Raw genomic sequence first — 15,231 nt, forward strand, 5'->3', positions numbered from 1 at the left:
GCGCCGGCGCGCCCGGGGGCGGTCATTCATTTGGATGAGGCGCCGCGCGCGCGCTCCTCGGCGAGCCAGGCGTTCGCCTGCTGCGCCAGATCGGCGGCGCTCTCGCCGCCCCGATGGGCGTTGAAGATCGGATGGCGGCGCCCGTCGGGGGTGATCAGAACCGGCCGGTCGATCCGGTTCCAATGCACCATGTCGGCGTCGTTGCGCTGGGAATGCACGCTGCGCGACTGGGTCGCGACCCGCGCCACCTGCGCCAGGGGCACCACGATCTCGCGCCGCCGGATCAGGCTGCGCCGGGCGACGCGGGCTTCGCCGGTGGTCGCATCGAGGCTGAACCGCTCGAGATCGGCCAGCCACAGAAACCCCGCGAGCGCGATCGCGAAGAACCCGCCGAACAGCCCCGCCTGCGCGGGCGGCGCGCCGGAGACGAGAAGCCCCCCGGCCGCGCCCCCGAAGGCGAGCGTCAGGACGGCGCACAGCAGAACGAGCAGCACCGGAAAGCGGCGGCGGCGAAAGGGCGGGAGCGACATCGGGGGCCTCTGGCTGCGGATCGGGTCCGCCCAGCCTGCCCGCTCAGGCCCGCGCCGCCCTCATCCGTTTGAATGAAGCCGCCGCAGCGGCGTGGGGGCGGCGGCGGCGGCGAGCGCGGGCTCCGCGCCCCCACCCGCGCCCCACCTGCGCTCCCACCCGGGCCGGTGCTCTCCGAGGCGACCAGCCAGCCCAGCGGCGAGCGATGCAGCGCCGCGGCGAGCTCGGCCTTGCCGGCGGTTTCGGTCTTGGCACAGGCCTGCGCGAGATGGCTGCGCACGGTGTTGATCGAGAGCCCGAGCTTCCCGGCGATCTGCTGCGGGGTGTGGCCATGCATCACCTCGAGCGCGACCCGCGCCTCTTGCGGCGTCAGCCGCCAACCGAGCTCCACCATCCCGAATCAGTGACCTGCCCCCGGTCGTCCCTCGTTCATGACGAGAGTCCTTGGGGTTGATATTGGTTGGTTTCGGGTGTGGCAAGCGCGCCGGGCGCGGAGCCCTCAGATTGCTCAAGCGCCCGGCGCGCTTCTGCCGGGGTCTTGTTGGCCAGCGAGGAATGCGGCCTGACGTTGTTGTAGTCGTAGCGCCAGAGTGCCAGCTTGCGGCGGGCATCGGCCAGGCTGTCGAAGATCTCCTCGTTCAGGCATTCGTCGCGCAGGCTGCCGTTGAAGCTCTCGATGAATCCGTTCTGCTGCGGCTTGCCCGGATCGATGTAGTGCCATTCGACGCCGTTCTCGTTAGCCCATTTCAGAATGGCCTTGCTGGTGAACTCGGTGCCATTGTCAGAAACGATGCAAGCGGGTTTGCCGTAAATCCTGACCAGCGCATCGAGTTCCCGCGCCACTCTGGCCCCCGAGATGCTGGTGTCGGCAATCAGGGCAAGGTTCTCGCGGCAGCGATCGTCGTTGACGGCCAGGATGCGGAACTTGCGGCAGGCCCCGAACGTGTCGGATAGGAAGTCCAAAGACCACCGCTGGTTCGGGCGCAATGGCACCGGCATCGGCGTTCGGCTGCCGCGCGCCCGTTTGCGGCCACGGCGTCGACGCACCGACAGGCCCTCTTCCCGGTAGATGCGGTAGAGCTTCTTTTCGTTCATGATCATGCCCTTGCGCTCCAGCAGGATACCCACGCGCCGGTAGCCGAAGCGACGGCGCTTCTCGACGATCTTGTGCATCGCCTCACGGATTTCCGGGTTATCGAGCGGCCTGTCACGCCGCACCGTCTTCGGATCGACACCGATCAGGACGCAGGCCCGGCGTTGAGAGATCGGATGATCCCTCATCGCCCGCAGCACCGCCTCCCGCCGTTGCACCGGTGTCGTCAGGGCTTTCCCAAGAGATCCTTCAGAACCACGTTGTCCAGCATCGCATCCGCCAGAAGGCGCTTCAGCTTCGCGTTCTCGTCCTCGAGCTGCTTCAGCCGCTTGGCGTCCGACAGGTCCATCCCGCCATACTTCGCCTTGAGCTTGTAGAACGTCGCGGGGCTCAACCCGTGCTTCCGGCAAAGCTCGGAAGTCGGCAAACCCGCCTCCTGCTCCTTGATCATCCCGATAATCTGCGCCTCGGTGAACCGGCTTTTCCTCATGTCGTCTGCTCCTTCTCAGGTTGGGCAGACTCTACATCACAGCGAGGGAACTTCCGGGGGGCAGGTCACTCCTTGTTCAGGCGCTCGATCGGGTTCGTGCTGTGCAGCTTGGTGCGGTGCTGCCGGGGGAAGGCCATGTAGGCGAGCACGTCGTCTTCGCTTGCGTCCATCAAGTCGGCGACCCTAGTCTGAGCCCAACGTGACGAATGCTGCACCATGGGCGAATGTCGACTGCCGACCTCACTACATCGGCGTCCGCATCATCTCGCGGATCAGATCATTTGTCTCTGGTCTCGACGTTTGATGCCGATATCGGAGGGCCAGAACAGTTCTCGATAATTGAAGGCCCTCGATGGGCTTCGACACCAGTCCCATGTCCGCAGGAATAGCAGTGGCCGGCAAGATCAGCGCACCTGACCCTTGCCGAGCAAGTTCAACTAACCAATCCACGCGGTTGGACCGATACGCCGCGTAGAGTTCATGACCATGATCTGCGCAAGTCCCATGCAAAGCGTCCCGCATTTCGCAATTTAGTCGGTCGAGCATGTCGGTTTTTGCGAGAGCCGAAAGAGAAATTGCATCTTGTTCAGACAACGGATGCGACTTCGACATTACGACCTTGTAGTCCTCTTCATAGAGACGGTCTATGCGATAGAGGTCTTCACTGACCTTCTCTGCGGTGACGACAACGTCAAGTTTTCCGTCTCGCAACCCGGCAAGAAGCTCGGAGGATGATGCAACAATCAATTCGATCTCGGCTTGCGGTAATCGCTTACGCGTACGCTCCATAGCTGCCGATATCAGGTTGTGGCCAATCGTTTCGCCGACACCGACAGAGATTGGAACCCGCTCCAAACGCATGTGACGGACCGCCTCAGCCTTCGCCTGGCGCGTCTCATCGTAAATCCTCTGCAGCCTTGGCTGCATGAGTTTCCCGAGGGCTGTAAGCCTGCATCCTGCACGGTCCCTGACAAACAGCTCACCTCCAAGCTCGTCTTCAAGCTTCTTGATCGCAGTCGTCAAGGAAGGTTGGGACACATTGGAGGCACTGGCTGCGTGGGTGAAGTTTCGGTGCTCGCAGACAGCGAGAAAATACCTGATCTGGTTCATTTCCATCGCCGCATTCTCCACCAGATTCCAACGCAGGCCATCAAAGCAACCTCCATAGTCCATGTCTATCAAAAAATAGAACTTCGGAATTGGAGTCCGACCCATCCGCCATGGGACAAGAGTGCATCGAAACCAAACACGACGAACTTCAAGTCAGGGGACGACCATGAACATGAAAATCCTGTCAACGGCGGAGTAAAATTGGGCCACGGGGCGGCGCAAAATTGGGCCACTTTGGGTTTGCGCGAGACGCGGCTGATGGGCGGCGGCCAGTCAGCCGCGCTCTCCATATAGCTTGCGGGTGACTGGCCGCCTTGGACCGTCAGGTCCAAGTCTGATACTTTGGATCAGGTGTTGTCGCCGGTCTTGCGCGCGCGACTTTGCGCGAGGCGATAGCTTTCGCCGTTCATCTCGAGGATGTTGACGTGGTGGGTCAACCGGTCGAGGAGCGCGCCGGTCAGCCGCTCGGTGCCGAAGGTCTCGGTCCATTCATCGAAGGGCAGATTGCTGGTGATCAGCGTGGCACCGCGCTCGTAGCGCTGGGAGATCATCTCAAAAAGCAGCTCGGCGCCGGTCTTTGACAGGGGCACGAACCCGAGCTCGTCGATGATCAGCAGCTTGACGGCAGCCATCTGCTTCTGGACGCGCAGCAGCCGACGTTCGTCTCGCGCCTCCATCAGCTCGTTGACCAGCGCGGCGGCGGTGGTGAAGCTGACAGACATGCCCTTCTGGCAGGCCGCCAACCCGAGGCCCAAGGCAATGTGGGTCTTGCCGGTTCCGCTGGGGCCAAGGGCGATCACGTTCTCACGCCGTTCGATCCATTCGCAGCGCGCCAGTTCCAGCACCTGCATCTTGTTCAGCTTCGGGATCGCCTTGAAGTCGAAGCTGTCGAGGCTTTTGGTGGCCGGGAACTTCGCAGCCTTGATGCGGCGCTCGACCATCCGCCGCTCGCGGTCAATGAGTTCCAGTTCAACGAGGCGCGACAGGAATTGGACATGGTCCAACCCTTCGGCGGCGCATTGGCGCGCAACCTTCTCGTGTTCCCGCAGGAAGGTGGGCAGCTTCAGCGTCTTCAGATGGTGGGCAAGCAGGATCTTCGGAGCCTCGCTCATTCCGCCGCCTCCGACATCAAGGCCATGTAGCTGGCCGCACGCGTCGTCTCGACGTTCGCCCGCGGCAGGTAGGGGTAGACATCGAGATCAAGCCTTGGGGGGCGCTTCTCGACCTGGCAAAGCACGAGGTGCTTCACGGCGTCAAAGCCGACCGCGCCCAGCTTCAGGGCCTTCTTCACGGCGGCATGCAGGTCATCCATGCCAAAGGTCTCAAGCAGCCGCAGCACCTGCACATACTCGCGGCGCCCCATCTTGAGCATGCGCGCCTCCATCAGGCGGCGCAAAGTCTGGAACTCTTCGGGCAGGTCCCATTCCGCCAGAGGCGCAGCCTGGTCCAAGGCATTGATCTTGCGCTCGATCAGCGGGAGGTAGTGAACCGGGTCGAAGATCATGTCCTCGCGATCGTAACAGCGCGGGTGTCGGGCGATCACCTCCCCGCGACAGCCGATCACGACCTCATCGACATAGCCGCGGATCCAGACATCCTGATGGCCATAGGCGACCGGGACCGAGTAATCGTTGGTGTCATAGCGCACGAGCGACTGCGAGCTGACCCTGCCGCTCGCTTGGTCGCAGGCGTCGAACGGGGCAGTAGGCAATGGGCGCATCGCCGCCAGATCGCGCTGCAGCCTCTCGCCGATCGTCTCCTTGTGACCCCGAAGAATGCGCGTGAGGCGTGCGCAGCACTGCCCTTCAAGGTCGGCGTTGAAGGCGTCCCAACTGGCAAAGTGGGGGATCGGCACCATGTGGTTGCGGCGGGCGTAGCCGACCATCCCCTCGACAGCGCCCTTGTCGTTCCCCTTCCCGGGCCGACCATAGCGATCCCGAAACAGGTAATGCGACTGCAAGCCGCTGAACAGCGTGGCGCGGATGCGCGTGCCATCTGGCTGGATCTTCGAGACCAGGCAGCGGTCGTTATCGTAGAGCACCGACTGCGGCACCCCGCCGAAGAAGGCAAAGGCGCGGACATGCCCGTCTATCCAGGCCTCCGCCGTCGCCGCCGGATAGGCCCGGACGAAATAGGCATCGCTGTGCGGCAGGTCGATGACAAAGAAATGCGCCTTCTGCTCGACACCGGCGATGACGACGACCGCTTCGCCAAAATCGGCCTGAGCATGGCCCGGCGGATGGGCCAGTGGCACGAACATCTCCCGTGTCCGCCGCTCACGCTCACGCACGTAATCCTTGACGATCGTATAGCCGCCGGTGAAGCCATGCTCGGCCTGAAGCCGTTCCCATATCCGCTTGGCCGTATGACGCTGCTTGCGATGCACCGCCTTGTCGGCTTCAAGCCAGGCGTCAATGAACTCGGTGAACCCGTCCAGCTTCGGCCGCCTGATCGGCTTGTCCCGCCGGTAGCCAGGCGGCACCGAGAAGGCCAACATCTTCTCAACCGTCCCGCGCGAAATGTTGAAATGCTTCGCCGCCGCCCGCGCGCTCATGCCCTCGGCACACGCCAAGCGAACCTTCTTGTAAAGTTCCACGGTATAAATCTCCCCACCCTCCCTGCTGCCGCAAGAAGGGAAAAGTGGCAGGATTTTACTCCGCCCGCAGCGAGACGATCCCGCCGCTACCGTGGCCTAATTTTGCACCGCCGTTTCCAAAATCCTTCCGATATTCGCCGCACTGGCTCTGATCACAACTTCTGCAACTGCACAGGACAATCCAATGGAAAATCATGCTGCCAGCTACATCGCCATGCCGGCCGCCGAAGGCCAGACCGGAGCCTTCGCGGAGTTTTTGGCTGGTGCTGCACCTATCGTGCGAGAAACAGAGCCGGGCACTGTACTGTGGTTCGCTCTGCAAGCCGATGATACGCTCGCAATCTTTGACATCTTCGTAGACGAAGACGCACGCGATGCTCACTTTTCAGGAGCGGTTGCTGCGGCTTTGAACCAAAATGCCGACGCCTTGGTCAACGGAGGATGGGAAGACGGTGTTGTGGCGAATATCAACAACTCCGATGTCCTGTCGGTAAAGGCGCCGGTTGATCTCTACACGGCAACGACCGCAACGTACATCAAGCTCGAAGCTGCTCCAGGTAAAGGTCCAGAATTGGCAGCTTTGCTGACCGCCGCCGGCCCCATCGTCGCAGATACCGAACCCAAGACATTGTTCTGGGCGGCGCTGCAAATTGACGAGAGCAACTTTGCCATCTTCGACATCTTTGCCGACAACTCTGGCCGCGAAGCGCATTTTGCCGGACAGGTCGCCGGACTCCTGAATGCAAAGGCTTCAGAGTTGGTCTCAGGCGGATGGGACGATGGTGTTGTGGCAAACGTCCGCAATTTCGACATCCTCGCTGCCAAGTAATCTTGAGTTGCTCTGAGAAAGAAGTGCCCGGTGCAACCCATCGGGCGCTTCGCTGTTTTCATTGAGATCATGCCAAAGCGGCCGACTAGGGTCAGGACCCATTGATTTCCAAGGGATGGCATGATTCACGGTTCGAAAACGAGCGGTGAACATGTCTGATCTGTTTTGGCTGACCGACGCCCAGATGGCGCGTCTTGAGCCCTTCTTTCCCAAGTCACACGGCAGGCCACGCGTCGATGACCGACGTGTGCTGAGTGGGATTATCTTCATCAATCGCAACGGCTTGCGGTGGCGGGATGCCCCCATCGCCTACGGTCCACACAAGACGCTCTACAACCGTTGGAAACGATGGAGCGACAAGGGCATCTTCGCGCGAATGATGGCCGGTCTGGCTGCCGAGCACAGCGAGACGAAGACCGTGATGATCGACGCGACCTACCTCAGGGCCCACCGAACAGCGACCAGTTTGGGCGTGAAAAAGGGGGGCGTGGACGCCTGATCGGTCGGACGAAGGGCGGCATGAACACTAAACTGCACGCTATCTGCGACAGCCAGGGCCGGCCGCTCAACCTCTTCGCCACCGCCGGACAAGTCAGCGACTACATCGGCGCGCGAGCGCTGCTCAGCAGCCTGCCGAAGGTCGATTGGCTGCTCGGCGATCGGGGGTATGATGCCGACTGGTTCAGAGAAGCATTGAAAGACAAGGGGATACGCGCCTGCATCCCTGGCCGTAAGCAGCGCAAGAAGGCGGTGAAATACGACAAGCGCCGCTACAAACGCCGGAACCGGATCGAGATCATGTTCGGCAGGCTAAAGGATTGGCGACGCGTTGCGACACGATACGACAGGTGTCCGAAGGTCTTCCTGTCTGCCATCGCCCTCGCAACAACCGTCATCTATTGGTTATGAGTCCTGACCCTAGGCGCCGAATGTGAATGGTGCGGCGGACCTCTCCCCGAGGGCGCGACGGCGCGGCGGATGTATTGCTCGATGAAGTGCAAGAACGCGGCAACCCATGCCCTTGTCAGGCAGGCGCGGGCCGAGGCGCGCAAGGGGCGCATTTGCCCGATGTGTGGCGGGCCGGTATCCGATGACGTTCGCGCCGACAAGATCTATTGCAGCAAGCTTTGCCAGAGACGGGCGAGCAGGGCTTATGCGCGCGGCAAACGCGAGAAGACGTGCGCGCATTGCGGCAAACCGTTCTTTGCTCACCGCGACGCGCAAAGGTTCTGTTCGGTGCAATGCGGTCACAAGGCCGCACCGATCGAGCCCAAGCCCTGCGCTCATTGCGGCGCGATGTTCAAGGGAAGGCAGGGGCAAAGATTCTGCGGCAAAGCCTGCGCCACGGCGGCGCGCTGGACGGCGGGAACGATGACCCTGCCACCGGGGCGGGGCAAGGGCTGACCTGTTACCCCAGATGTTACCCCCAAAGCAAAACCCCGCCGAAGTGGCGGGGCTTTTTGCTTCGCAAGTCTTTGTTTTTATTGGTGGAGCCAAGGGGGGTCGAACCCCTGACCTCTTGAATGCCATTCAAGCGCTCTCCCAACTGAGCTATGGCCCCACCGGAGGTCTGCAAGGGCGTTGCCGTCCCTGCGTGGGGGGTCGTATACGGCCCGGCCGCGGGGGGCGCAAGAGGAAAATTCGTGGGGCGGTGAAAATATTTCGGGGCCCCGGCGCGCCTCGGGCGCAGCAAAAAGCCGGGCGCGGAACTGGCGTCCGCGCCCGGCTTTTTCCCCTGTTTCGAGGGGATTAGTTGTCTTCTTCGCCGGCGCTCACATCGGCGATATCGTCGAGCGAGACGTTGTCATCGTCATCGTCCTCGAGCAGATCATCGTCGAGTTCCACATCGGCGGCGTCGTCGTCGAGATCCTCATCGGCCAGATCGTCCACGTCGATCTCGCGCTCGCGGCTCGCGCTCTTGTCGGCGACGAGCGTGCGACCGCGGCCCGCGGTGAGGCTGTCCAGCGTGAAGCTGTTGGTGCAGACCGGGCAGGTCATCGGGTCTTTGCCCAGATCGTAGAACCGGCTCGCGCAATGCGGGCAGAGGCGCTTGACGCCCCATTCCTCTTTCGGCATGGAATTCTCCTGGCATCGCTCTGATATTGAGAGTCGAAGCCACCTGCCACAATGGCGGCGGGGTGTCAAAGCCTTTTCGCGGCAAATCCGGCGCGCCGCCGCCGAAGGCCCGCCCACGCCGCCCGGAGCCCGGAATGACCCGTCTGATCTTGCCCGATGCGCGTGTGATCGAGCTGACGCTGCGTCGCTCGGCGCGGGCGCGGCGTTTCAGCCTGCGCGTCTCGCGCGTCGATGGCGCGGTGACGCTGACGCTGCCGGCCCGTGCGCGCGAGGTCGAGGCGCTGGCTTTCGCGCGGGAGCAGGCCGATTGGCTCGCCGCGGCGCTGGCGCGGATGCCGGCGCGGCAAGGGGTGGGCTTTGGCGCGGAGATCCCCTTCGAGGGGGTTGCGCGGCAAATCGTCGAGGGCGCGGTGCGGGCGGTGCGGATCGAGGCGCGCGAGATCATCGCCCCGCCGGGGGAGGAGCGGCTCGGCGCCCGCCTCGAGGCCTATTTCAAACATGCCGCGCGGCTGCGCTTGCAGGCGGCGAGCGAGCATTACGCCGCGCGCCTGGGCCGCCCCTTCCGGCGCATCACGCTGCGCGATACGCGCTCGCGCTGGGGTTCCTGCGCGGTCGATGGCTCGCTCAGCTATAGCTGGCGGCTGATCATGGCGCCGCCCGGGGTGCTCGATTACGTCGCCGCGCATGAGGTCGCGCATCTGGCCGAGATGAACCACTCGCCCGATTTCTGGGCGGTGGTGGCGCGGCTGCGCCCGGGATACGAGGCCGAGCGCGGCTGGCTCAAGCGCGAGGGGGCGGCGCTGCATGCGGTGCGCTTCCGCGACTGAGGGGGCATTGACGGGGTGACCTGCCCCCCGGAAGTTCCCTCGCTGTGATGTAGAGTCTGCCCAACCTGAGAAGGAGCAGACGACATGAGGAAAAGCCGGTTCACCGAGGCGCAGATTATCGGGATGATCAAGGAGCAGGAGGCGGGTTTGCCGACTTCCGAGCTTTGCCGGAAGCACGGGTTGAGCCCCGCGACGTTCTACAAGCTCAAGGCGAAGTATGGCGGGATGGACCTGTCGGACGCCAAGCGGCTGAAGCAGCTCGAGGACGAGAACGCGAAGCTGAAGCGCCTTCTGGCGGATGCGATGCTGGACAACGTGGTTCTGAAGGATCTCTTGGGAAAGCCCTGACGACACCGGTGCAACGGCGGGACGCGGTGCTGCGGGCGATGAGGGATCATCCGATCTCTCAACGCCGGGCCTGCGTCCTGATCGGTGTCGATCCGAAGACGGTGCGGCGTGACAGGCCGCCCGATAACCCGGAAATCCGTGAGGCGATGCACAAGATCGTCGAGAAGCGCCGTCGCTTCGGCTACCGGCGCGTGGGTATCCTGCTGGAGCGCAAGGGCATGATCATGAACGAAAAGAAGCTCTACCGCATCTACCGGGAAGAGGGCCTGTCGGTGCGTCGACGCCGTGGCCGCAAACGGGCGCGCGGCAGCCGAACGCCGATGCCGGTGCCATTGCGCCCGAACCAGCGGTGGTCTTTGGACTTCCTATCCGACACGTTCGGGGCCTGCCGCAAGTTCCGCATCCTGGCCGTCAACGACGATCGCTGCCGCGAGAACCTTGCCCTGATTGCCGACACCAGCATCTCGGGGGCCAGAGTGGCGCGGGAACTCGATGCGCTGGTCAGGATTTACGGCAAACCCGCTTGCATCGTTTCTGACAATGGCACCGAGTTCACCAGCAAGGCCATCCTGAAATGGGCTAACGAGAACGGCGTCGAATGGCACTACATCGATCCGGGCAAGCCGCAGCAGAACGGATTCATCGAGAGCTTCAACGGCAGCCTGCGCGACGAATGCCTGAACGAGGAGATCTTCGACAGCCTGGCCGATGCCCGCCGCAAGCTGGCACTCTGGCGCTACGACTACAACAACGTCAGGCCGCATTCCTCGCTGGCCAACAAGACCCCGGCAGAAGCGCGCCGGGCGCTTGAGCAATCTGAGGGCTCCGCGCCCGGCGCGCTTGCCACACCCGAAACCAACCAATATCATCCCCAAGGACTCTCGTCATGAACGAGGGACGACCGGGGGGCAGGTCAGGGGGCATTGACGGGGCGCGGATTTGTGATCACATATCCGCATGACCACGCTCACCACTCGCCCGATCGAGACCGCCGCCCATGACCGGCTCTACCGCCAGCTGCGCCAGCAGATCATGCATGGCGAGCTGATGCCGGGGCAGCCGCTGACGCTGCGGGGGTTGGCCAAGCAATTCGGCGTGTCGATGACGCCCGCGCGCGAGGCGCTGCGGCGGCTGGTGGCGGAGGGGGCGCTGATGCTGTCCTCCTCGGGGCGGGTGACGACGCCCGAGCTCTCCAACGAGCGGATCGAGGAGCTCGCCGCGCTGCGCGCGCTGATCGAGCCGGAGCTCGCCTCGCGGGCCTTGCCGCGGGCGCATCTGGCGCTGATCGACCGGCTCTCGGCGATCAATACCGCCAATGCCGAGGCGGTCGCGAAACATGATGCGGTGGCCTATATCCGCACCAATCTCGAGTTCCACCGCACGCTTTACCTGCGCGCTCAGGCGCCCGCCATGCTCGCGGTGATCGAGACCGTTTGGCTCCAGCTCGGGCCGACGATGCGCGCGCTTTACGGGCGGATGCAGCGCAACGAGCCGCCGCGCCACCACCGGATGATTCTCGCCGCGCTGCGGGCGGGGGATGAGCCCTCGCTGCGGCTGGCGGTGCGCACCGATGTCACGCAGGGCCTGCGGCATCTGGCAACCTGAGGGGGCAAAATGGGTGAGTCGCTGAGCGAGGACGAGCGCAAGACGCTCGAGATGACGGTGCTGATGACGCCCGACCTCGCGAATTTCTCGGGCAAGGTGCATGGCGGGGCGCTCTTGAACTGGCTCGACCGGGTCGCTTTCTCGCTCGCCTCGCGCTATTCGGGGCGCTATGCGGTGACGCTCTCGGTCGATCAGGTGACGTTCAAGCAGCCGATCCATGTGGGCGAGTTGGTGCGCTTTGCCGCCACCGTGAACCACACCGGGCGCTCCTCGATGGAGATCGGCATCCGCGTCGAGGCGGAGAATATCCGCACCGGGCTGCGCCGGCATACCAACAGCTGTTATTTCACCATGGTCGCCGTGGATGAGGAGGGCCGCCCCGTCGAGGTGCCGCGCCTTGCGCCCGAGACCGAGATCGAGCACCACCGCTGGCGCGCGGCCGAGGTGCGCAAGAGCCTGCGGCGCGACTTTGCCGAGCGGATGGAAAAAGCCGCGCGCGAAGCGAAATGACGCGACAGAAAGCGCTTTGGGCCGCGTAGGACGAGGATCCGCACAAACCCTGGCGGCGCCTCGCGTGCCGCGCGGATAGGCCCCGGCGATGTTCCCCCAATGTCGCCGGGGTTCCCTCGCGCGAGGCGCATGAAAAAGGCGGCCCGGAGGCCGCCTTTTCCGCATCGAGAGCGCCCGATCAGGCGTGGATCGCACCGTCGCCGCAGGCGAGCGCCGCTTCGCGCACCGCTTCCGAATAGGTCGGGTGGGCGTGGCAGGTCAGCGCGACATCCTGCGCCGAGGCGCCGAATTCCATCGCGACGCAGATCTCGTGGATCATGTCGCCCGCGCCCGGCCCGATGATGTGGCAGCCGAGGATCCGGTCGGTGGCGGCATCGACGATCATCTTGACGAAGCCATCGGCCTGGAACACGGCCTTCGCGCGGCCGTTGCCCATGAAGGAGAACTTGCCGACCTTGTAGGCGCGGCCTTCCTGCTTGAGCACCTCTTCGGTCTTGCCGACCGAGGCGACCTCGGGGGTGGTGTAGATCACGCCGGGGATCACGTCGTAATTGACGTGGCCATGTTTGCCCGCGATCACCTCGGCGACGGCCATGCCCTCGTCCTCGGCCTTGTGGGCGAGCATCGGGCCGACGATCGCATCGCCGATCGCGTAGATGCCCTTCACATTGGTCGCCCAATGCGCATCGGTCTTCACCTGGCCGCGCGGCAGCATCTCGACGCCCACCGCCTCGAGCCCGAGGCCCGCGGTATAGGGCTTGCGGCCGGTCGCGACGAGCACGACCTCGGCCTCGAGCGCGGCTTCGCTCTCATCCTTGCGCAGCTTGTAGCGCACGATGTTCTTGCCCTTGGCCTTCTCGACGCCCTGCACCGCGGCGCCGAGCACGAATTTGATCCCCTGTTTGGCGAGGATCTTCTGGAAGGATTTGGCGACCTCGCCGTCCATGCCGGGGGTGATCGCGTCGAGATATTCGACGACCGTCACCTCGGCGCCGAGGCGCGCATAGACCGAGCCCATCTCGAGGCCGATCACGCCGGCGCCGATCACCACCATCGATTTCGGGATCTTCGGCAGCGAGAGCGCGCCGGTCGAGGTCACCACGGTTTCCTCGTCGATCTCGATGCCGGGCAGCGAGGCGGGCTCGGAGCCGGTGGCGATGACGATCGACTTGGCGGTGTGGATCTCGTCGCCGACCTTGACCTGGCCCGCGGCCGGGATCGAGCCCCAGCCTTGCAGATAGGTGACCTTATTCTTCTTGAAGAGGAACTCGATGCCCTTGGTGTTGCCGGTGATGACGTCTTGCTTGTAGTCCTGCATCTTCGCCCAGTCGACTTTGACCTTGGCGCCCATCAGGCCCATTTTCTCGAAGTTCTCGTGAACCTCGTGCAGGTGATGGGTGGCGTTCAGCAGCGCCTTGGAGGGGATGCAGCCGACGTTGAGGCAGGTGCCGCCGAGCGCGCCACGGCCCTCGACACAGGCGGTTTTCAGCCCGAGTTGGGCGCAGCGGATCGCGCAGACATAGCCGCCCGGGCCGCCGCCGATCACGATCACATCAAATTCAGCCATTGTTTTGATCCTTTGGCAGGGCGGGGGGCGCTGCCCCCCGCGCCCCCCGGGATATTTCATGCAAGATGAAAGGGGAGCGGAGAGAGGAAAGGGGCGGCGCAGCGGCCGCCCCGGGGTTCGATCAGAGGTCGAGCAGCAGGCGGCGCGGGTCTTCCAGCGCTTCCTTGACGCGGACGAGGAAGGTCACCGCGCCTTTGCCGTCGACGATCCGGTGATCGTAGGAGAGGGCGAGATACATCATCGGGCGGATGACGATCTGGCCGTTCACGACGACCGGGCGATCCTGGATCTTGTGCATGCCGAGGATGCCCGATTGCGGCGGGTTGAGGATCGGCGAGGACATCAGCGAGCCATAGACGCCGCCGTTCGAGATCGTGAAGGTGCCGCCTTGCATTTCCGCCATGGTCAGCTTGCCGTCACGGGCGCGCTTGCCCTTGTCGGCGATCGCCTTCTCGATGTCGGCGAAGGACATCTGGTCGGCGTCGCGGATGACCGGAACGACGAGGCCCGTGGGCGTGCCCGCAGCGACGCCCATGTGGACGTAGTGCTTGTAGACGATATCGCCGCCGTCGATCTCGGCGTTGACTTCCGGCACCTCCTTGAGCGCGTGGCAGCAGGCCTTGGTGAAGAACGACATGAAGCCCATGCGCACGCCGTGTTTCTTCTCGAAGGCGTCCTTGTATTCGTTGCGCAGCGCCATGACGCCCGACATGTCGACCTCGTTGTAGGTCGTCAGCATCGCGGCGGTGTTTTGCGCGTCCTTCAGGCGGCGCGCGATGGTGGCGCGCAGGCGGGTCATCTTGACGCGCTCTTCGCGGGCGGCGTCATCGGCCAGAACCGGGGCGCGCGGCGCCGAGGCCGGGGCGGGCGCGATCGAGACGGCGGGGGCGGCGGGTTTCGCCGCGGCCGCGGCCACGTCTTCCTTCATGATCCGGCCATCGCGGCCCGAGCCTTGCACCTGCGCGGGCGTCAGGCCGGCTTCCGCCATCGCCTTCTTGGCCGAGGGCGCATCCTCGACATCCTTGCCCGCGGGCGGGGCCGCCGGGGCGGGCGCCGCCGCAGGGGCCGCCGCCGGAGCCGCGGCGCCCGCCGAGGCGCCTTCGGCCACCACGGCGAGTTTCGCCGCGGCATCCACGGTGGTGCCTTCCGGCGCGAGGATCTCGGTCAGGACGCCCGCGACCGGCGAGGGAACCTCGACCGACACCTTGTCGGTTTCGAGCTCGCACAGCATCTCGTCTTGCGCGACCACATCGCCCACTTTCTTGAACCAGGTGGAAACCGTGGCTTCCGACACGCTTTCGCCCAGGGCGGGCACCATCACGTCCGTCATTTTGACCTCATTGGATTGCGGCGCGCTTGCAGAGGGGCTCGCGCCTTCGGATTTGGGTTGGGCAGGGGCCGCAGCCGCGGCGCCCGCTTCGGTCAGCACGGCGAGCAGGGCGTTCACGCCCACCGTCTCGCCCTCGGCGGCAACGATCTCGCCGAGCACCCCCGCCGCCGGGGCGGGGACCTCGACCGTCACCTTGTCGGTCTCGAGCTCGCACAGCATCTCGTCGGCCGCGACCGCATCCCCCGGTTTCTTGAACCAGGTGGCCACGGTCGCCTCCGAGACGCTTTCGCCGAGCGTGGGAACGCGAACCTCGATCGCCATC

General features: G+C 64.3%; 16 protein-coding genes, 1 tRNA gene and 1 pseudogene. 7 read left to right on the forward strand and 11 right to left on the reverse strand.

Annotation, left to right across the window (positions count from 1 at the left end; genetic code table 11):
• Nucleotides 1–26: 26 nt before the first annotated feature.
• From LPB142_RS03270 to istA, 7 genes and pseudogenes are all read right to left on the reverse strand, one after another.
• Nucleotides 27–530: a hypothetical protein gene (locus tag LPB142_RS03270; protein WP_198037861.1), complete on the reverse strand. Its 504-nt coding sequence runs from the start codon at nucleotides 528–530 to the stop codon at nucleotides 27–29.
• Nucleotides 464–922, reverse strand: coding sequence for a helix-turn-helix transcriptional regulator (locus LPB142_RS03275; protein ID WP_071165511.1), 459 nt, complete (start codon nucleotides 920–922; stop codon nucleotides 464–466). Before LPB142_RS03275 ends, LPB142_RS03270 begins: the two co-directional genes overlap by 67 nt.
• A gap of 35 nt (nucleotides 923–957) precedes the next feature.
• Nucleotides 958–2,111 (reverse strand): IS3 family transposase gene (locus LPB142_RS03280; protein WP_156894304.1). Its coding sequence is split into 2 segments (ribosomal slippage): nucleotides 958–1,865 and nucleotides 1,865–2,111, totalling 1,155 coding nucleotides; the frame shifts between segments, so codons are not numbered across the junction.
• Nucleotides 2,112–2,179: 68 nt separating this feature from the next.
• Nucleotides 2,180–2,287, reverse strand: a pseudogene (locus LPB142_RS18345) (transposase); the annotation flags it as partial.
• 67 nt (nucleotides 2,288–2,354) lie between these two features.
• Nucleotides 2,355–3,227 carry a LysR family transcriptional regulator gene (locus tag LPB142_RS03290; RefSeq protein WP_068767994.1) on the reverse strand — a complete coding sequence of 291 codons (873 nt, stop codon included), beginning with the start codon at nucleotides 3,225–3,227 and terminating at the stop codon, nucleotides 2,355–2,357.
• Between the two features lie 341 nt (nucleotides 3,228–3,568).
• Nucleotides 3,569–4,333, reverse strand: coding sequence for an IS21-like element helper ATPase IstB (istB, locus tag LPB142_RS03295; protein WP_071165181.1), 765 nt, complete (start codon nucleotides 4,331–4,333; stop codon nucleotides 3,569–3,571).
• A complete protein-coding gene (istA, locus tag LPB142_RS03300; protein WP_071165182.1) occupies nucleotides 4,330–5,817 on the reverse strand; it encodes an IS21 family transposase in 1,488 nt (495 codons plus the stop codon). The genes istB and istA overlap by 4 nt, the downstream gene beginning before the upstream one ends.
• A gap of 184 nt (nucleotides 5,818–6,001) precedes the next feature.
• On the opposite strand from istA, the gene LPB142_RS03305 reads away from it, so the two are divergent.
• The 3 genes from LPB142_RS03305 to LPB142_RS18930 all read left to right on the forward strand — a co-directional run bounded on the left by LPB142_RS03305 (nucleotide 6,002) and on the right by LPB142_RS18930 (nucleotide 8,050).
• Nucleotides 6,002–6,646: a hypothetical protein gene (locus LPB142_RS03305; protein ID WP_083392584.1), complete on the forward strand. Its 645-nt coding sequence runs from the start codon at nucleotides 6,002–6,004 to the stop codon at nucleotides 6,644–6,646.
• A 151-nt stretch (nucleotides 6,647–6,797) separates the two neighbouring features.
• Nucleotides 6,798–7,555 (forward strand): IS5 family transposase gene (locus LPB142_RS18350; RefSeq protein ID WP_156894305.1). Its coding sequence is split into 2 segments (ribosomal slippage): nucleotides 6,798–7,119 and nucleotides 7,119–7,555, totalling 759 coding nucleotides; the frame shifts between segments, so codons are not numbered across the junction.
• 81 nt (nucleotides 7,556–7,636) lie between these two features.
• On the forward strand, nucleotides 7,637–8,050 hold the full coding sequence (locus LPB142_RS18930) for a hypothetical protein (protein WP_197474306.1): 414 nt from the start codon (nucleotides 7,637–7,639) through the stop codon (nucleotides 8,048–8,050).
• Between the two features lie 81 nt (nucleotides 8,051–8,131).
• Here the strand turns inward: LPB142_RS18930 and LPB142_RS03320 are convergent.
• Both LPB142_RS03320 and LPB142_RS03325 read right to left on the reverse strand, forming a co-directional pair.
• Nucleotides 8,132–8,207: transfer RNA gene (locus LPB142_RS03320), tRNA-Ala, on the reverse strand.
• A 188-nt stretch (nucleotides 8,208–8,395) separates the two neighbouring features.
• Nucleotides 8,396–8,722 carry a TIGR02300 family protein gene (locus LPB142_RS03325; RefSeq protein WP_071165514.1) on the reverse strand — a complete coding sequence of 109 codons (327 nt, stop codon included), beginning with the start codon at nucleotides 8,720–8,722 and terminating at the stop codon, nucleotides 8,396–8,398.
• A gap of 134 nt (nucleotides 8,723–8,856) precedes the next feature.
• Between LPB142_RS03325 and LPB142_RS03330 the strand changes: the two genes are divergently transcribed.
• The 4 genes from LPB142_RS03330 (at nucleotide 8,857) to LPB142_RS03350 (ending at nucleotide 12,012) form a co-directional block, all read left to right on the forward strand.
• Nucleotides 8,857–9,549: a M48 family metallopeptidase gene (locus tag LPB142_RS03330; protein ID WP_068768114.1), complete on the forward strand. Its 693-nt coding sequence runs from the start codon at nucleotides 8,857–8,859 to the stop codon at nucleotides 9,547–9,549.
• Nucleotides 9,550–9,633: 84 nt separating this feature from the next.
• A protein-coding gene (locus LPB142_RS03340; RefSeq protein WP_156894286.1) for an IS3 family transposase occupies nucleotides 9,634–10,787 on the forward strand; the annotation gives its coding sequence in 2 pieces (ribosomal slippage) (nucleotides 9,634–9,880 and nucleotides 9,880–10,787; 1,155 coding nt in all).
• A 67-nt stretch (nucleotides 10,788–10,854) separates the two neighbouring features.
• The gene (locus tag LPB142_RS03345; RefSeq protein WP_068767250.1) at nucleotides 10,855–11,502 is read left to right on the forward strand and encodes a GntR family transcriptional regulator; all 648 of its coding nucleotides are present in this window, start codon (nucleotides 10,855–10,857) and stop codon (nucleotides 11,500–11,502) included.
• A 9-nt stretch (nucleotides 11,503–11,511) separates the two neighbouring features.
• Nucleotides 11,512–12,012 carry an acyl-CoA thioesterase gene (locus tag LPB142_RS03350; RefSeq protein ID WP_156894306.1) on the forward strand — a complete coding sequence of 167 codons (501 nt, stop codon included), beginning with the start codon at nucleotides 11,512–11,514 and terminating at the stop codon, nucleotides 12,010–12,012.
• Between the two features lie 178 nt (nucleotides 12,013–12,190).
• Here LPB142_RS03350 and lpdA read toward each other — a convergent pair whose 3' ends face one another.
• Both lpdA and odhB read right to left on the reverse strand, forming a co-directional pair.
• Entirely contained in the window at nucleotides 12,191–13,579 is a 1,389-nt protein-coding gene (gene lpdA, locus LPB142_RS03355) for a dihydrolipoyl dehydrogenase (RefSeq protein ID WP_071165515.1), read from the reverse strand.
• 121 nt (nucleotides 13,580–13,700) lie between these two features.
• Nucleotides 13,701–15,230: a 2-oxoglutarate dehydrogenase complex dihydrolipoyllysine-residue succinyltransferase gene (odhB, locus tag LPB142_RS03360; protein WP_071165516.1), complete on the reverse strand. Its 1,530-nt coding sequence runs from the start codon at nucleotides 15,228–15,230 to the stop codon at nucleotides 13,701–13,703.
• Between the last annotated feature and the right edge of the window lies 1 nt (nucleotide 15,231).

Origin of the sequence: Rhodobacter xanthinilyticus (genome assembly GCF_001856665.1) — a bacterium.
Taxonomy (GTDB): domain Bacteria; phylum Pseudomonadota; class Alphaproteobacteria; order Rhodobacterales; family Rhodobacteraceae; genus Rhodobacter; species Rhodobacter xanthinilyticus.

Bases quoted from the DNA above. Each gene is read 5' to 3' on its own strand.
- LPB142_RS03350 (WP_156894306.1), top strand. From the start codon at position 11,512: ATGGGTGAGTCGCTGAGCGAGGACGAGCGCAAGACGCTCGAGATGACG.
- LPB142_RS03330 (WP_068768114.1), top strand. From the start codon at position 8,857: ATGACCCGTCTGATCTTGCCCGATGCGCGTGTGATCGAGCTGACGCTG.
- LPB142_RS03270 (WP_198037861.1), bottom strand. From the start codon at position 530: ATGTCGCTCCCGCCCTTTCGCCGCCGCCGCTTTCCGGTGCTGCTCGTT.
- odhB (WP_071165516.1), bottom strand. From the start codon at position 15,230: ATGGCGATCGAGGTTCGCGTTCCCACGCTCGGCGAAAGCGTCTCGGAG.
- LPB142_RS03345 (WP_068767250.1), top strand. From the start codon at position 10,855: ATGACCACGCTCACCACTCGCCCGATCGAGACCGCCGCCCATGACCGG.
- LPB142_RS03275 (WP_071165511.1), bottom strand. From the start codon at position 922: ATGGTGGAGCTCGGTTGGCGGCTGACGCCGCAAGAGGCGCGGGTCGCG.
- lpdA (WP_071165515.1), bottom strand. From the start codon at position 13,579: ATGGCTGAATTTGATGTGATCGTGATCGGCGGCGGCCCGGGCGGCTAT.
- istB (WP_071165181.1), bottom strand. From the start codon at position 4,333: ATGAGCGAGGCTCCGAAGATCCTGCTTGCCCACCATCTGAAGACGCTG.
- LPB142_RS03325 (WP_071165514.1), bottom strand. From the start codon at position 8,722: ATGCCGAAAGAGGAATGGGGCGTCAAGCGCCTCTGCCCGCATTGCGCG.
- LPB142_RS18930 (WP_197474306.1), top strand. From the start codon at position 7,637: ATGAAGTGCAAGAACGCGGCAACCCATGCCCTTGTCAGGCAGGCGCGG.
- LPB142_RS03305 (WP_083392584.1), top strand. From the start codon at position 6,002: ATGGAAAATCATGCTGCCAGCTACATCGCCATGCCGGCCGCCGAAGGC.
- LPB142_RS03290 (WP_068767994.1), bottom strand. From the start codon at position 3,227: ATGGAAATGAACCAGATCAGGTATTTTCTCGCTGTCTGCGAGCACCGA.